Origin of the sequence: Enterococcus alcedinis (genome assembly GCF_014635985.1) — a bacterium.
Classification (GTDB): domain Bacteria; phylum Bacillota; class Bacilli; order Lactobacillales; family Enterococcaceae; genus Enterococcus_I; species Enterococcus_I alcedinis.
The window spans coordinates 52,762-69,786 of record NZ_BMDT01000013.1; the positions used below are offsets into that span (position 1 = coordinate 52,762).

General features: G+C 39.8%; 11 protein-coding genes. 6 read left to right on the forward strand and 5 right to left on the reverse strand.

Features of this window, described 5'->3' with window-relative positions; all coding sequences use genetic code 11:
* Window positions 1-51: 51 nt before the first annotated feature.
* Window positions 52-3,711: a DNA-directed RNA polymerase subunit beta' gene (rpoC, locus tag IEV09_RS11450; protein WP_306450310.1), complete on the reverse strand. Its 3,660-nt coding sequence runs from the start codon at window positions 3,709-3,711 to the stop codon at window positions 52-54.
* A 461-nt stretch (window positions 3,712-4,172) separates the two neighbouring features.
* Window positions 4,173-7,766 carry a DNA-directed RNA polymerase subunit beta gene (gene rpoB / locus IEV09_RS11455; protein ID WP_188368448.1) on the reverse strand — a complete coding sequence of 1,198 codons (3,594 nt, stop codon included), beginning with the start codon at window positions 7,764-7,766 and terminating at the stop codon, window positions 4,173-4,175.
* A 349-nt stretch (window positions 7,767-8,115) separates the two neighbouring features.
* Between rpoB and IEV09_RS11460 the strand changes: the two genes are divergently transcribed.
* Window positions 8,116-9,090, forward strand: a complete 975-nt coding sequence (locus IEV09_RS11460) for a biotin--[acetyl-CoA-carboxylase] ligase (RefSeq protein ID WP_188368449.1) — start codon at window positions 8,116-8,118, stop codon at window positions 9,088-9,090.
* Between the two features lie 24 nt (window positions 9,091-9,114).
* The gene (locus IEV09_RS11465; protein ID WP_188368450.1) at window positions 9,115-9,387 is read left to right on the forward strand and encodes a hypothetical protein; all 273 of its coding nucleotides are present in this window, start codon (window positions 9,115-9,117) and stop codon (window positions 9,385-9,387) included.
* An 80-nt stretch (window positions 9,388-9,467) separates the two neighbouring features.
* On the opposite strand, the gene menA is transcribed toward IEV09_RS11465, so the two are convergent.
* The 3 genes from menA to pplA form a co-directional block, all read right to left on the reverse strand.
* On the reverse strand, window positions 9,468-10,412 hold the full coding sequence (gene menA, locus IEV09_RS11470) for a 1,4-dihydroxy-2-naphthoate polyprenyltransferase (RefSeq protein WP_188368451.1): 945 nt from the start codon (window positions 10,410-10,412) through the stop codon (window positions 9,468-9,470).
* An 18-nt stretch (window positions 10,413-10,430) separates the two neighbouring features.
* On the reverse strand, window positions 10,431-11,522 hold the full coding sequence (locus tag IEV09_RS11475) for an FAD:protein FMN transferase (RefSeq protein WP_188368452.1): 1,092 nt from the start codon (window positions 11,520-11,522) through the stop codon (window positions 10,431-10,433).
* A gap of 157 nt (window positions 11,523-11,679) precedes the next feature.
* The gene (gene pplA / locus IEV09_RS11480) at window positions 11,680-12,615 is read right to left on the reverse strand and encodes an extracellular electron transfer flavoprotein PplA (protein ID WP_188368453.1); all 936 of its coding nucleotides are present in this window, start codon (window positions 12,613-12,615) and stop codon (window positions 11,680-11,682) included.
* A gap of 259 nt (window positions 12,616-12,874) precedes the next feature.
* On the opposite strand from pplA, the gene IEV09_RS11485 reads away from it, so the two are divergent.
* From IEV09_RS11485 to IEV09_RS11500, 4 genes are all read left to right on the forward strand, one after another.
* Window positions 12,875-14,791, forward strand: coding sequence for an NAD(P)/FAD-dependent oxidoreductase (locus IEV09_RS11485; protein WP_188368454.1), 1,917 nt, complete (start codon window positions 12,875-12,877; stop codon window positions 14,789-14,791).
* Between the two features lie 135 nt (window positions 14,792-14,926).
* Window positions 14,927-15,343, forward strand: coding sequence for a NusG domain II-containing protein (locus IEV09_RS11490; RefSeq protein ID WP_188368455.1), 417 nt, complete (start codon window positions 14,927-14,929; stop codon window positions 15,341-15,343).
* A 13-nt stretch (window positions 15,344-15,356) separates the two neighbouring features.
* Window positions 15,357-15,926: a Gx transporter family protein gene (locus IEV09_RS11495; RefSeq protein WP_188368456.1), complete on the forward strand. Its 570-nt coding sequence runs from the start codon at window positions 15,357-15,359 to the stop codon at window positions 15,924-15,926.
* Between the two features lie 14 nt (window positions 15,927-15,940).
* The gene (locus IEV09_RS11500; RefSeq protein ID WP_188368457.1) at window positions 15,941-16,927 is read left to right on the forward strand and encodes a polyprenyl synthetase family protein; all 987 of its coding nucleotides are present in this window, start codon (window positions 15,941-15,943) and stop codon (window positions 16,925-16,927) included.
* The last annotated feature ends 98 nt before the right edge of the window (window positions 16,928-17,025 follow it).

Consider the following 17,025-nt stretch of genomic DNA (forward strand, 5'->3'; position numbering starts at 1 on the left):
CCTGACAACCGAAATTGTCAGGCTTTTGATTTAGAATGTGAACGAATCGAATTACTTCTCTGTTTTCAATGCTTCTGCAGCATCTTCCGCAGCCATTTGTGCTTCGATATCTGAAATACTGTATACATTTTTACTTGCAACAGTCACTTCTTTTGGTTCCATATTACGGTAACGAGGCATACCAGTACCAGCTGGAATGATCTTACCGATAATTACGTTTTCTTTCAATCCTAATAGGTGGTCTTTCTTACCGCGAATCGCAGCGTCTGTTAAGACACGTGTTGTTTCTTGGAATGAAGCAGCAGATAAGAAACTGTTTGTTTCTAATGATGCTTTTGTAATACCTAAAAGAACTGGACGAGACGTTGCTGGAACGCCACCAGAGATTAATGTTTGATAGTTACGGTCTTTAAAGTCCGCAATATCCATTAATGTTCCTGGTAAGATATCCGTATCACCTGGATCCATGATACGTACTTTACGTAGCATTTGACGAACCATTACTTCGATATGTTTATCGCCGATTTCTACCCCTTGCATACGGTAAACGCGTTGTACTTCACGCAATAAGTAGTTCTCAACTGTTAAGACATCACATACTTGTAATAAGTGTTTCGGTTCAATTGATCCTTCCGTTAATGGTGCACCACGGTCAATCATATCGCCTTCTACCACTTTCATACGTGCAGTAAATGGTACTTGATACGTTCTTGTATCAGTTTCACCTTTAATTGTTACTTCTTTAACGCGTGTTGCTGCGTCTTCAGAAATATCAATGACTTCACCTGTAACTTCAGATACAACGGCTTGTCCTTTTGGATTACGTGCTTCAAAAATCTCTTGAATACGAGGTAAACCTTGAGTAATATCGTCTCCGGCAACCCCACCCGTATGGAACGTACGCATCGTTAACTGTGTACCAGGCTCTCCGATTGATTGGGCAGCAATTGTTCCAACTGCTTCTCCCACTTCAACTTCGTTACCTGTCGCTAAGTTACGGCCATAACAATGTTTACATACACCATGTTTTGTATTACATGTGAAGACTGAGCGAATCGTAACCGTTTCGATGCCAGCATCGATAATTTGCTTCGTTAAATCTTCAGTAATTAATTGATCAGGTACAACAATTGCAGCACCTGTTTCTGGGTGATACACTGCTTTACGTGCATAACGACCCAGTAAACGTTCTTCTAATGATTCAATGATTTCATTTCCTTCACGGATTGAACGAACTTCAAGACCACGATCTGTACCACAATCGTCTTCACGAATGATGACATCTTGGGCAACGTCTACTAAACGACGTGTTAAGTAACCTGAATCGGCTGTCTTCAAGGCCGTATCCGTCATTCCTTTACGAGCACCATGGGTAGAAATAAACATTTCTAAGACGGTTAACCCTTCACGGAAGTTCGAGATGATCGGTAATTCCATGATTTTACCACTTGGAGCGGCCATCAATCCACGCATACCAGCAAGCTGAGTAAAGTTGGAGATGTTACCACGGGCACCGGAATCAGACATCATGAAGATTGGGTTTTTAATATCCAAAGTCTTCATTAATTTTAATTGGATTTCATCTTTGGCAGTATTCCAAACAGCAATTACACGCTCATAACGCTCTTCATCCGTAATTAAACCACGACGGAATTGTTTCGTAATATTATTAACTTGCTTGTGTGCTTCATCGATGATTACGTGTTTTTCTTCTAAAACCATGATATCAGAAATACCTACAGTGATACCGGCCATTGTTGAGTGGCTATATCCTAAGTCTTTCATACGGTCAAGCATGCGAGATGTTTCCGTTACTTTGAAACGTTTGAAGACTTCTGCAATAATATTTCCTAGGTTTTTCTTCTTGAACGGTCCAATTAATTCTTGTGCTTTAATGAACTCTGGAATGTTTGTTCCAGCTGGCACGAAGTATTTATCTGGTGTTTTCACCGCTAAGTTGAAATCGGTTGGTTCATTTAAATAAGGGAACTCTGTTGGCATGATTGAGTTAAAGATGATCTTACCGACTGTTGTTACCATTAATTGTGATTTTTGTTCCGGTGTAAATGGTTTGTCACCTAAATGATTTGGGTCGACTGCAACACGTGAATGTAAATGAACGTAACCATTGCGCCATGCAGTGACTGCTTCGTTCATATCACGGAAGATCATACCTTCCCCTTCGCGTCCGTCTTCTTCAATCGTTAAGTAATAGTTACCTAAAACCATATCTTGAGAAGGCGTAACAACTGGTTTACCATCTTTCGGGTTCAAAATGTTTTGAGCGGCAAGCATTAACATTCTTGCTTCTGCTTGTGCTTCTTCGTTTAACGGTACGTGAACGGCCATTTGGTCTCCATCGAAATCGGCGTTATAGGCTTCACACACTAATGGGTGTAAGCGAATCGCGCGTCCTTCAACTAAAACAGGTTCAAAGGCTTGGATACCTAATCTGTGTAACGTAGGTGCCCGGTTCAATAGGACTGGATGCTCACGGATAACGTCTTCTAAAACGTCCCATACATCGTCTTCTTGACGTTCAATTTTGCGTTTTGCATTTTTGATGTTTGACGCAATTTCACGTTTTACTAATTGGTGCATTACGAATGGCTTGAATAATTCTAATGCCATCTCTTTTGGTAGTCCACATTGGTACATTTTTAATGTTGGGCCTACGACGATTACTGAACGACCAGAATAGTCAACACGTTTTCCAAGTAAGTTTTGACGGAAACGACCTTGTTTTCCTTTCAACATGTGTGAAAGTGACTTCAATGGACGATTTCCTGGTCCTGTAACTGGACGGCCACGACGACCGTTATCAATTAAAGCGTCAACCGCTTCTTGTAACATGCGTTTTTCGTTTTGTACGATAATGTTTGGTGCGTTTAAGTCTAATAAACGTTTCAAACGGTTATTACGGTTGATTACACGACGGTATAAATCGTTTAAGTCAGAAGTCGCAAAACGACCACCTTCTAATTGAACCATCGGACGTAAATCAGGAGGAATAACTGGAACAACGTCCATTACCATCCAACTTGGTTGATTACCAGATGCACGGAAAGCTTCCATGATATCTAGGCGACGAATCGCACGCGTACGTTTTTGACCCGAAGCTGTTTTTAAATCTTCTTTTAATCCAACAACTTCTTTTTCTAAGTTTACAGCGTCTAATAATTGTTTGACAGCTTCTGCTCCCATAGCCGCGCTAAACTCTTGACCATACTGCTCACGTTTTTCACGGTATTCGCGTTCAGTCAATAATTGTTTCTTCTCTAAGCTCGTGTTACCTGGCTCGATTACGACATAAGAAGCAAAATAAATAATTTCTTCTAATGCACGTGGACTCATGTCTAATACAAGACCCATACGTGATGGAATCCCTTTAAAGTACCAAATATGAGAAACTGGTGCTGCTAGTTCAATGTGTCCCATACGTTCACGACGAACTTTTGAGCGCGTAACTTCTACGCCACAACGGTCACAAACAATCCCTTTATAGCGGATACGCTTGTACTTACCACAGGCACATTCCCAATCTTTTGTAGGGCCGAAAATACGCTCATCAAATAACCCTTCACGTTCAGGTTTTAACGTACGATAGTTAATTGTCTCAGGCTTTTTTACTTCACCATAAGACCAGCTTCTAATTTTTTCGGGAGAAGCCAAGCCTATTTGCATGCTTTCGAATCTATTTACATCGATCAAAAGGGGTTCCCTCCATTTCATTTCATGGCTATTACATTTAACGATTGACAGCCCGTCTTTCAAAGAATAATCACTCTTTAAAAGACAAACGTATCATCTTTATCTACGGGATTGTTGGAGCAACTGCTCGGATTTAACTCGTCAGATGGATAAAATCAAAACGCAATTTTTCCATCTGCTTCGTTAACTCTCGCAGCTGACCGCTCCAAAGCAATCACCTTTATTCTACGGGATTTATGAAGTAGTGACTCGGTAATAAGCCTGATTCTTTTTGAAAGTAAAGAACACTTTCAAACGACTCTTGGCTTATTACTCGTCACTAGACACTTCAAAAATCACCTTTATTCACGGGTATCTAAGGTCTGCTCTCTCGGCAATTTCACGCTTTACGAACAAGTGAGAGACCCACTTGTTCGTAAAGCGCTCCAATTGCTCAGAGCAAAGCGACTTTTGCTACACCTTTATTCTTCTGTTGCTTGCTCAGCTGCTGCTTTTGCTTCTTGCTGTGCTTTTTCTTGTGCGTCACGTAATTGCTGTTGTTGTTCAGCGAATTTCGTTAAAGCGTCTACGGTAATTAGATCGTCATCTTCATCGTCCATATCACGAAGTTCCACTTCTTGATCGTCGATATCTAATACACGCATATCTAAACCTAGTGACTGTAATTCTTTCACCAATACGCGGAATGATTCCGGTACGCCTGGTTTTGGAATTGGTTCACCTTTAACAATCGCTTCGTATGTTTTCACACGACCTACGACGTCATCTGATTTGTACGTTAAGATTTCTTGTAAAGTATAAGCTGCACCATATGCTTCCAGTGCCCAAACTTCCATCTCTCCGAAACGTTGTCCACCAAATTGCGCTTTTCCTCCTAGAGGTTGTTGCGTAACTAGTGAGTAAGGTCCAATTGAACGAGCATGTAATTTATCATCAACCATGTGGGCTAATTTAATCATATACATGACACCAACTGAAATACGGCCATCGAGTGGTTCACCAGTACGGCCATCATAAAGAACCGTTTTGGCATCACTTGCAAGACCTGCTTCACGAACCGTTGACCATACATCTTCATCGCTCGCACCATCAAAGACTGGTGTTGCAATATGAATATTCAAGGCACGTGCTGCCATTCCTAAGTGTAACTCTAATACTTGTCCAATGTTCATACGAGAAGGTACCCCAAGTGGGTTTAACATAATATCCACTGGTGTGCCGTCTGGTAAGAATGGCATATCTTCTTCAGGCATAATTAGTGAAACGACACCTTTGTTTCCGTGACGTCCCGCCATTTTATCCCCTTCATTGATTTTACGTTTTTGAACGATGTAGACACGTACAAGCATGTTTACGCCTGGTGCTAATTCATCGCCTGCTTCACGAGTGAAGACTTTAACATCATGAACGATTCCGCCACCACCGTGAGGAACACGTAGAGAAGTATCACGTACTTCACGTGCTTTTTCACCGAAGATTGCGTGTAATAGACGTTCTTCTGCTGATAATTCGGTTACCCCTTTAGGAGTAACTTTACCAACGAGTAAGTCGCCATCTTTAACTTCCGCACCAATACGGATAATTCCCATTTCATCAAGGTTTTTCAGTGCATCTTCCCCGACGTTTGGAATTTCACGAGTAATTTCTTCTGGGCCTAACTTCGTATCACGCGCTTCTGATTCGTATTCTTCAATATGAACTGAAGTATAAACGTCATCTTTAACAAGACGACGACTCATAATAATCGCATCCTCGTAGTTATAACCTTCCCATGTCATGAAGGCTACAAGAACGTTTTGACCTAAAGCCATTTCGCCTGATTCCATTGATGGTCCATCTGCTAGAATATCGCCTTTTTCAACCACTTCGCCAACATTAACTAATGGGCGTTGGTTGTAGCTTGTTCCTGAGTTTGAACGACGGAATTTTGTAATTGAGTAGTTGTCTAATGTTCCTGTGTTGCGACGAACGCGAATTTCAGAAGCATCCATATACTCAACAATACCGTCTGCTTTACAAATTAAAGCAGCTCCTGAGTCATGTGCTGATTTATATTCCATTCCTGTTCCGATCCAAGGGGCTTTTGGATTAATCAAAGGCACCGCTTGACGTTGCATGTTGGCACCCATTAGGGCACGGTTCGAGTCATCGTTTTCTAAGAAAGGAATACATGCCGTTGCGACTGCGACTACTTGTTTAGGAGAAACGTCCATGTAATCGACTTTATCAATTGATACTTCTAAGTTTTCACTTGTTAAACGAGCCATAACCACGTCATCAACGAACGAGCCATCTTCATTTAATAAGCTATTTGCTTGAGCGACAACGTAATGGTCTTCCGTATCAGCTGTTAAGTAATCAATCGTTTTCGTTACGCGACCCGTTTCACGATCTACACGACGGTAAGGTGTTTCGATAAAGCCATACTTATTCACTTTTGCGTAAGAGGCTAAACTGTTAATTAAACCGATATTTGGTCCCTCAGGTGTTTCGATTGGACACATACGACCGTAGTGGGAATAGTGAACGTCTCGAACTTCATAACCGGCACGGTCACGTGTTAAACCACCAGGCCCTAAGGCAGATAGACGACGCTTATGCGTTAACTCGCCTAATGGGTTGGTTTGGTCCATGAACTGAGATAATTGAGAAGAACCAAAGAATTCTTTGATACTTGCAACAACCGGACGAATATTAATTAATTGTTGTGGCGTTAATGTTTCTGTGTCTTGAATCGACATTCTTTCACGAACAACACGTTCCATACGAGCTAAACCGATACGGAATTGGTTTTGTAAAAGTTCACCAACTGAACGGATACGACGGTTTCCTAGGTGATCGATATCATCTACGTTACCGATGCCTTCCATTAAGTTGAAGAAATAGTTCATTGAAGCCACGATATCTGCTGGGCGCACCGTACGGATTTCGTCCGTTGGGTAACCATTACCGATAACATTCACTTCACGTTCTGGATCTCTTGGTGAGAAGACTTTGATGACTTGAACCGTCATTGGTTCTGTCACAACAGCGTCGTCACTTGGGTAATAAGTGACAGAATTTAAGCCGTTATCAATCGCTTGTCCTAAAGTATCCATTACTTGGTGACTTAAAACAGTGCCTTTTTCAACTAAAATTTCTCCTGTTTCAGGATCAACTAATGTTTCAGCTAAAGTTAAGTTTAATAAACGTGTTTTTAAGTCAAGTTTTTTGTTAACTTTGTAACGACCAACCGCTGCTAAGTCGTAACGACGTGGGTCAAAGAAGCGAGCTGTTAATAAGTTACGTGAACTATCAGCCGTTTTCGGTTCTCCTGGGCGAAGACGCTCATAAACGTCTTTTAACCCTTCTTCGGTACGAGAATCGCTTGCATTTTTGTGTAAATCTTTTTCAATCGTATTGCGTAATGATTCGCTGTCGCCAAAAATTTCAAAAATCGTGTCATCTGATCCAAACCCTAAGGCACGGACTAAGACAGTTAATGGAATTTTACGTGTGCGGTCAATACGGACATAAGAAATGTCTTTTGCGTCGGTTTCCATCTCTAACCATGCGCCACGGTTCGGAATCACTGTTGAAGCGAATCCTTCTTTACCGTTTTTGTCGGTTTTTCCATGGAAATAAACACCTGGAGAACGAACTAACTGAGATACGATAACACGTTCTGCTCCGTTAATAATGAATGTTCCTTCTTCTGTCATTAATGGGAAATCACCAAAGAAGACTTCTTGTGATTTCAACTCACCGGTTTCGCGGTTCATTAAACGCAACGTAACATGTAACGGTGCCGAATAATTTGCATCATGGGCACGAGCTTCTTCTACTGTATACTTAGGTGTCTTTAACTCATAATCTACAAATTCCAACGATAAATTGCCATTAAAATCTTCAATCGGCAAAATGTCTTCAAACATCTCTCTTAAGCCTTCATCTAAAAACCATTGATAAGAGTCTGTTTGAATCTCAATTAAGTTTGGTAATTCCAATACTTCACTGATTCTTGCGAAACTTCTACGTTCGCGGTGCTTTCCGTACTTTACTACGTGTCCAGCCAAGCTCTTCACCCCTCTAAAAAAATCTGCCAAAATAACTATCTGATGTTTTGTTTCTTTTATGTTACATAAATTAAATTTAGGTAACAACGAACATTTTTTGCGGCTTTTGAGCAAAAAAAAACCAAAAATAGAACCAGCGTTCGCTGAAGTGACTACTTTTGTTCCTTATTACTCACCGAAACGGACAATATTTCGTTTCTGATCGTTTTTTTAGATAGTTTTTGCAACTCCTTATTATACACAGACTACATTCATCCGTCAAGTGTTTTCTTGAGATTTTCAAGCTTGTTTACATGAGGAAAACCTTTTATACTGAGGAAAGCACAAATTTTTAGAAGGGGTGATTTCTTTGAGAGGCACCAAATACAAAGTTCTTGCACTATTAAAGCAATCCAAAGCGATTGTCTCAGGTGAAGCATTAGCAAAAGAATTGCATGTTTCCCGTACCGCTGTCTGGAAAGCTATCCGGGATTTGGATAAAATGGGTTACCAAATCGATCATTTAGCAAACGGCTACCGCTTTATTTCCTCAAATGTTTTAGAAGCGGAGGAAATCGCTTTCAGTTCACTCTTGTCTGAAAATATCTTAATTGAAAAAAGCATCGACTCCACCATGAATGTTGCAAAACTGGCGGCGATGAACCATCAAGCAACGCCTGCTCTGTTTTTAACAGAGACACAAAGCGGTGGTCGTGGCCGATACGGACGCCCCTTCTTTTCACCTGAAGGACAAATCTACATGACGCTTTTACTTGAACCAAATCAAACATTTGCTGAGTTGCCACAATATACTTTATTAACGGCCGTCGCAGTCGCTTTAGCCATTGATGAAGCAACCGGAAAATCTTGTAGTATCAAATGGGTGAATGATCTCTTTTTGGATGGAAAAAAAGTTTGCGGTATTTTATCCGAGGCAATGAGTGATTTCGAGACGGGGCAAATCTCACATGTGACAATTGGGATCGGCTTAAACTTTTCAATTAAACCAGAAGCATTCCCACAAGAACTACAAACAATCGCCACCTCACTCTTTCCAGAAAGTTCACCAACAATTACTCGTAATGAATTGATTCAAAATATTTGGCGTAATTTCTTTGAACTCCTCGATGGACTACCAGATACTGCTTATTTGGATTATTATCGCAATAAGTCGTTTGTGATTGGCAAAGTCGTCAATTTTACGCAACGTGGTGTCAATTACACGGGGAAAGCCTTACGCATAACAGATGCTGGCGAGTTGGTCGTCCAAACAACAGCAGGAGAAATGACCCTTTCCTCTGGTGAAGTTAGTTTGAGTACGATTGATGGCAAACAATTAAAATAATGCTCTTTTCCAAGGAGGCTTTCGATGGATTTTATTTTCTTACTACTGATTCTTTTAATCGTATTATCCTTATTCACTCGCTTCTATAAGCGCATCACTCTTGCTCATTATTCAAGTAAATGGGAATATTTTATCAAAGCTTTTTTATACGGGGTGATTCTCGTCTTCACACTGTGGTATGACAAAGATTCACTGAACGAAGTGTCCCCATTCGAATGGACACTTGCGGCCGTCGCCGGGATTGAAGGCTTAGGTAACTATGTCCAATACCTTAAAGAAAAAAACAAAACTGCTTAACATTTGCAATGAAAAAAACTTCTCTTTTGTCCATTTAGGATGCAAGAGAAGTTTTTTAGTTTGGTGCTTTATTATTCATTTTAAAAAATCAAGGTTAATAGTAAACCAACAAGATACGCACCATTGAATAAGATGAGGTTCTTAATGCCATAGCCGAAACTTCTTGGATGCGGCAAACTAGCTTTGTGTTCTTTGAGGTTTTTAATGATTTTGGGTAACGTTGCAAAAACAATTAAAATTGGCCACTCAAACACACCGAGAATTAATCCAAGTAAAATCACTGCGTAACTGCTGTACATCAATGTTTGGAATAGGATAATTCCGACCTCACGTCCGATATAATAAACCAATGTATAGCGATGGTTTTCGATATCCGCTTCTAGATCACGTAAATTATTCGCTAACATCAAATTGGCAATTGTAAAAACTAATGGCAATGACGCAAGTAAAATCGCCAACACGCCCCAAAGACTACCCGTTAAGGCAAAAACACCCGCTTTAAAGTTAATATCTAAATAAAAGATTTTTCGCAACGGGGTATTAATGTAAACCGTAATAGCAAAAATTCCTAGCCCCATGGTGACACCACTAAAAATTTCACCTAGCGGCATACGTGATAAGGGAATTGGACCAAACGTATAGAAGACACCGATGAAACAAACAATCCCTCCCATAACAAGTAGTAACCAACCTGTTTTCAACGCCAGAATCAGACCAATCACGAGCGTGAAAGCTAACATACTTAAAATCAGGGTACGAACTTTTTTAGGATCCAACCCTTCTTTTCCAATCACGTTGTCTTGATATTTATAGACATCAGACTTGGCTTTTTGGTAATCCATTAAATTGTTAATAGCAGTCGTCGCCATATCAAAAACGAGCATACCGATAAAAAATAAAACAGTGTTCAAAAAATTTCCTTCGCCAAAATAGGTCAGTGAAAAAACCACTGCGATTAAAAAAGGAAATAAACTCGCAATTTTCGTACGAATTTCAACTAACTCCAAAAATACTTTAAGATTCATTTTATTACTCCAACTTTTTTATTTTGCCATTTGGTAACCCGATTCAGAATCGAGTTTAAACTCTTCTTGCAACCCAGACGTCACATAAACTTGACCTTCATGCGTAATGAAAATCGCATCGGTCCCTTCAGGTGTTTGCTCTTCAACAAAACGAATTCCCTCTTCTAAGCCTTTGGCAAAAAGCATGGTTGTTAATGCATCGCCGTCGATGGAATGGTCCGTCACAACCGAAACACTCGCCAATTCATTTTCGACTGGATAACCGGTTGCCGTATCAAAAATATGATGGTATTTTTGACCATCAAGCTCTAAGAAACGTTCATAAATCCCCGATGTCACAACGGTTTTATCGGCTTCTTGAATCGTACCAATCGTTGTTCCTCGTGCTGTATTTGGATCTTGAATGCCGATATTCCATTCTTGGTCGGCCCCACGATAACTATGGCCAATCACTAAAATATTGCCCCCTAAGTCAACAATTCCAGAAGTAACACCTTCTTGGCGCAATACCTTTGCGACTTCATCAGCGATGTAACCTTTCGCAATGGCACCTAGATCAATAATCATCCCTTCTTCTTCCAAAAAGACGGTTTGTTTTTCGTCATCCAGTTGCACTTTATTGTAGTCAATCTTGGTTAGTGCTTGATCGATCTCCGCTTGATTTGGTTTTCTCGCATCATCAAATCCGATTCGCCACAATTGAGTAATCGCTCCAATGGCTAAGTTAAACGCGCCTTCTGATTTGACACTATATTCCTTTGCTGTTTTGACTAGCGAATAAATATCAGGTGAAACTTGGACCGGTTCAATCCCTGCTTTTTCATTGATTTGATCAATTTCAGAGCCAGGTTCATTAATCGTGATACGATCACCTAAATCTTTAATGCGCGCAAAAGCAGGTGCTAAAGCAGCTTCTTTGCCTTCATCGTACACACTTAAACGCGTATAGGTTCCGAGTAAAAATTGCTCTTCTCGATAAGGTTTGTCGCGTAAATTTGCTGGTGTTTGTGTCGATTCACTGGTGTTTGTCTTCGATTTCCCCGTGCCACAAGCACCTAATACTAGAACGAGCAAAAACAAACCCAACCAATGGAATCTTTTCTTATTCATATTGTCACCTTCGATTTCCTTATTTTTCTTATTATCATACCGTTTTTTTCAAAAATTGTAAAAGCCTCGAATTCAGTGGGTTTCAAAAAAAAAAAAAAAGACAAGTGACCGAGACCTTCCTCCCCGCCACTTGCTTTTTTTGTTATTTTTATTTCAATTATTTTGTTGGATTGTCGATTGTGATTGTTTCTGTTGCACCATTTTCAGCTGCATTCACTAATTGTTCTGCATAAAGAACAAATGAATTGAAGCTTGAAGTTGCGCCACTTACAACATCAATGTTGCCTGGTGCGCCTTTTTCTTCAGCCATTTGAGCGACAAGTGCTTCGTTAAATGCTGGAATAAACTCTTCTGGTGAAATACCTGCTGCGTCTTTCATCATTTCATTGTATTCTGCATTTTTCACTTTTGATTCGCCGGCTTCATTAACGTTATCGTAGTTTGATTCTGTAATTTTGCCGTCTTTTACAACGATAGAAAACGATACACGGTAGTCATTGTTGTAATTTTTTTCTTCTAATGTGTACGTACCGTCTTGTAAGTCACCACCATTATTGATTTTGATTACTTCTGTGTTGCCAGCTTGTGCTGCTTGGATTAATTGTTGTGCGTAGTTTTGGAATGAATGGAACGAATGTGTTGCACCTGAAACAACTTCAATCGCCGCTGGATTTTGTGCCGCAGTTAATCCTTCGTTAAATGCTGGGATAAACTCTTCTGGTGAAATACCTGCTTTGTCTTTCATCATTTTGTTGTATTCAGCATCGACTGCTTTTGAATCGCCGGCTTCATTTAAGTTATCATAGTTTGACTCAACGATTTTGCCGCCTTCAACAACGATTGAGAAAACAACGCGGTAGTCATTGCTATAGTTTGTTTCTTCTAATGTATAGGTACCATCTTGTAATGTTACTGTAGGTTCAGCCGCTTCAGTTTTTTCTGATGACTCGGCTACGGATGATTCTTTCACTTCTGAAGATGCAGGTGCTTCACTTGAAGAAGCTTCTGGTTTGCTATCTGGTGAGCAAGCTCCTAATACTAATGCTGAGAAAACCAACGCTGTAAACCCTGCTACTAATTTTTTTGCTTTCATTTCAATATCCACCTTTTCTTTTTTCCCTAATTTTTCACAAATAAGTTTGTGATTCAATTAACATTGTACTTGAATTTTATCCGTTGTCAATCCTTTTTTTCATCAAAAGTAATCTTTTTCAACTTCACAAAAAACGTTTTCTGTAAATTTTTTTGTGAAATGATGAAACTTTCTTTAGACAAATCAAGCATTCCCATGTATAATGGGGTGGATTGTGCACTTATAAACTAATTACATTTTGATTTAAGGAGAGATTTCAATGGCTACAAAAAATATTGTCGTTGTCGGTGCTGGTTATTCGGGCGTTTCTGCTGTCAAACACTTAGCTAAGAAGCTTAAAAAAGACAACGATGTTCAAATCACTTTAATCGACCGTCACTCTTATCACACTATGATGACTGAATTACATGAGGTTGCAGGTGGTCGTGTGGAACCAGAAGCAATTCAATACGATTTACAACGTCTATTCGCTCGTCAAAAAAACGTTCAATTAGTAACAGATACGGTTACTGCAATTGACAAAGACAAAAAAGTGGTTCAAACAAAACTTGGTTCATACGCATTCGATTACCTTGTATTAGGTATGGGTGGCGAGCCAAACGACTTTGGTACACCAGGTGTTAAAGAACACGGATTTACATTATGGTCATTTGAAGATTCAGTTCGTATTCGCGAGCACATCTTATCAACTGTTGCAAAAGCAGCGATTGAACCGGATGCTGAAGTTCGTAAAGCAATGTTAAGCTTCGTTGTTTGTGGTTCTGGTTTTACTGGAATCGAAATGATCGGTGAATTAATCGATTGGAAAGATCGTTTAGCAAAAGAATTCAAAATCGATGCTAGCGAAATTTCATTAAAAGTTGTCGAAGCAATGCCAACGATTTTAAACATGTTAGACCGTAACGATGCTGGTAAAGCAGAACGTTACTTAAAATCACAAAACGTTGATTTAGTTCTAAACGCACCAATCGTTGAAGTAGCAGCTGACCACATTAAATTAAAAGATGGTTCTTCAATCCCAACACATACATTAATCTGGACTGCCGGCGTAAAAGGTACAACAGATGCGGCTGATTTTGGTTTAGAAGCAGCTCGTGGTAACCGTTTAGTTGCGAACGAGTTTATGGAAGCAAAAGGCTATGAAGATAAAAATATTTATATCATCGGTGACTTAGTATTCTACGAAGAATTCCCGAATACACCAACACCACAAATCGTTCAAGCAGCAGAACAAACGGGTCACACCGCTGCAGCAAACATCGTGGCTGACATTAAAGGTGGCAGCAAACATAAATTCAAAGGAAACTACCAAGGATTTATGGTTTCAATCGGTGCGAAGTGGGGCGTTGCCAACTTATTCGATAAAATTCATTTAAGTGGTTTCTTAGCAATCATCATGAAACACGTTGTTAACTTGAAATACTTCTTTGATATTCGTTCAGGTTACTATATGTTCCAATACATGATGCACGAGTTCTTCCACATTAAAGACGATCGCAACGTGACTCGCGGACACTCTTCTCGTTACGGTAACGTATTATGGAGCGTACCATTACGCGTCTTCTACGGTTTAGTTTGGTTTATTGAAGCCGGTAAGAAAATGGTCGGTGAAGGTGAATGGCTAAAACCAAGTACTTGGTTTGGTGAAGGTTCATGGTTCACTGGTAATAGTGTATTCCCTTGGACTTGGGATTACGTAACTGATGCAACAGCTGCTGCAAGTGATGCAACGTCTGCTGCCAGCGGTGCGGGTACTGAAGAAGTTGTGGAAGTCGCAAAATTTGGTTTAAGTTACGCTTATGGCGAAGCACCAATGGCTGTTTTAGACTCTGCACCTGAATGGTTCTCAAACATCATGAAAATCATGATGCCAAACATGGAAGTTGCTATGTTCTTCCAAAAAATGATGGTTTTTGTTGAAATCGGTATTGCTTTAGCATTAATGGCAGGTTTATTTACTTGGTTAATGAGTGCAACAACGATTGCGTTAGTTGTTACTTTCTGCTTATCAGGTATGTTCTTCTGGGTAAACATTTGGTTCATTCCAGTAGCCTTTGCTTTAATGAACGGTTCTGGTCGCGCAGTCGGTTTAGACCGTTGGGTAATTCCTTGGTTACAACGCACACTTGGTAAATGGTGGTATGGAACACCTAAATCAATGTACGGACAAAAATAATTCATTGAAATGAATCTTTGAGGTTGAAACAAAAGTCAAACGATACTTTTGTTTCAACCTTTTTTATGTCAAAAAGACTTCTGTTCGTTCAATAGTATGTTAGAATATAGAAAAATTAGAGGGGAAGTCAGACAGATGAAACTCAAAGAATTTATTCGTGCTAGTCAGATGAAACGTTGGGATTTTATTATTATTTTCATCTTAATTGTCTCATCTTTCTTACCACTTGTGGTTTTCGGTGCACAACAAATGCCTGAAAATGCTGAGAAACATGCTGTGTTACGAGTCAACGGACAAGAGATTGAATCCTTCCGTTTAGTTGAAGGGAAAAAAGGCCAACTCTATACTTATAAGAGCGATGATGGCGACACCAATGTCATCGAAATTGATGGCGATCGCATCCGTATCGTAGAAGCCGATTGCGGTGACCAAGTTTGCGTCAGACGCGGTTGGGCAAGTAAGCATGGCGAAACAATCGTTTGTTTACCCCATAAACTCGTGATTGAAATCGTTGCAATAGATGGGAGTGAAACTGACGAGTTGATCTATTAAACCGTCCTAAAATATGAATCCATTACGAAGAACTATTTTTATTTCCCTACTCGTCGCTCAAGGCGTGATTATCGGATTGATCGAAAACATGATTCCTTATCCTTTCGCCTTTGCACCTGGAGCCAAGCTTGGATTAGCAAACTTAATTACGATTATCGCCATTTTTACGATGCCAAAACGTGATAGTTTCAAACTCGTTGTGTTACGTTTGATTTTAACCACATTACTGGGCGGTACCGTATCGACCTTGCTTTATAGCTTTTCGGGAAGTATGTTAAGCTACTTTACAATGTTACTGATTAAAACACTCGGACCAAAACGTGTCAGCATTATTGGTATCAGTGGTGCAGGCGGTTTTATGCATAACGTCGGCCAATTAATTACTGCTTCTTGGATTGCCCAATCATGGACCGTTTTACTTTATTTGCCTATACTTTCTTTTTTCGGTATTTTATCTGGAATCGCAATTGGGGTTGCAGCTAACTATTTACTAAAACGCGTCAACACATTGAAACAATTTAAAGAGCAATACGAAGCAGAAACAAACGTAAAATGGTCTGAACCAACCAACGAAAAAAGTTAAGGAGGACTTTTTTTATGACACTTCATTCAATGTGGGAACCTTTCCCCACTTTACAAAATGACTTAACAAAAACATTAGCCATCATGGAAAACTCATTGCATATCAAAAACAAAGACGTTGAACAAGCAATTATCGAGATGATTCGCGCAGGCGGCAAACTCTTACGTCCAGCTTATCAAATTTTATTTGCCCAATTTGGCACAGAAAAAGATGAAAATAAAATTTTAGCTCTAGCAGCTGCAATCGAAATGCTTCATACAGCGACCTTAATTCACGATGATATCGTTGACGATTCAGATTTACGTCGCAACTTACCAACAGTCCGTGCACGTTTTGGCAACGCGACCGCTGTTTACGCTGGTGATTATTTATTTGTTGCATGTTTCCGAATTATGGCTGATTACGCCACATCGATGAAAAGTTTACAAATGAATTCACGCAGTATGGAGAAAATTCTAGCTGGTGAACTCGGACAGATGGATAAACATTATTATACTGAAGTCACCGTCGACGATTATTTAGAAAACATTTCAGGCAAAACAGCAGAGCTATTTGCCTTAAGTTGTGCGATTGGTGCTTTTGAAAGTGGTAGCACCAAAATGTTTTCTAAAAAAGCCAGTGAGATTGGCCACAATATTGGGATGGCTTTCCAAATATTAGATGATATTTTAGACTACTCGCAAGATCGTGACGCCATTGGTAAACCTGTCTTGGAAGATGTGCGACAAGGAATTTATTCCTTACCTCTACTTTATGCGCTTGAGCAAAATCCAACTGCTTTAAAACCTTTACTAGCGAAAAAAGAACAGATGACACCTGATGAGGCGCTTGCTGTTTTACACATCGTCGAGGAAACAAAAGGTGTTGAAAGAGCACAAAAACTAGCAACTAAGTATACAGATGACGCCTTGAAGGCCATTCAAAAATTACCAAATCATCCAGATGGGGTGAAAGAAACACTACTTGAAATCACCAAGCTCATTTTACATCGAGAAAATTAAAAAATTACAGTAAAAACCCGATTAGAAGATTGAAGTGCTCCCTGTCAAGTAGACAGTGTTAAAAACAAAAACTAATATTTTAGATTACGCATTCTCTT

Coding starts and splice junctions, on each gene's coding strand:
- IEV09_RS11500 (WP_188368457.1), top strand. CDS start 15,941: ATGACACTTCATTCAATGTGGGAACCTTTCCCCACTTTACAAAATGAC.
- IEV09_RS11490 (WP_188368455.1), top strand. CDS start 14,927: ATGAAACTCAAAGAATTTATTCGTGCTAGTCAGATGAAACGTTGGGAT.
- menA (WP_188368451.1), bottom strand. CDS start 10,412: ATGAATCTTAAAGTATTTTTGGAGTTAGTTGAAATTCGTACGAAAATT.
- IEV09_RS11465 (WP_188368450.1), top strand. CDS start 9,115: ATGGATTTTATTTTCTTACTACTGATTCTTTTAATCGTATTATCCTTA.
- IEV09_RS11485 (WP_188368454.1), top strand. CDS start 12,875: ATGGCTACAAAAAATATTGTCGTTGTCGGTGCTGGTTATTCGGGCGTT.
- pplA (WP_188368453.1), bottom strand. CDS start 12,615: ATGAAAGCAAAAAAATTAGTAGCAGGGTTTACAGCGTTGGTTTTCTCA.
- IEV09_RS11495 (WP_188368456.1), top strand. CDS start 15,357: ATGAATCCATTACGAAGAACTATTTTTATTTCCCTACTCGTCGCTCAA.
- IEV09_RS11475 (WP_188368452.1), bottom strand. CDS start 11,522: ATGAATAAGAAAAGATTCCATTGGTTGGGTTTGTTTTTGCTCGTTCTA.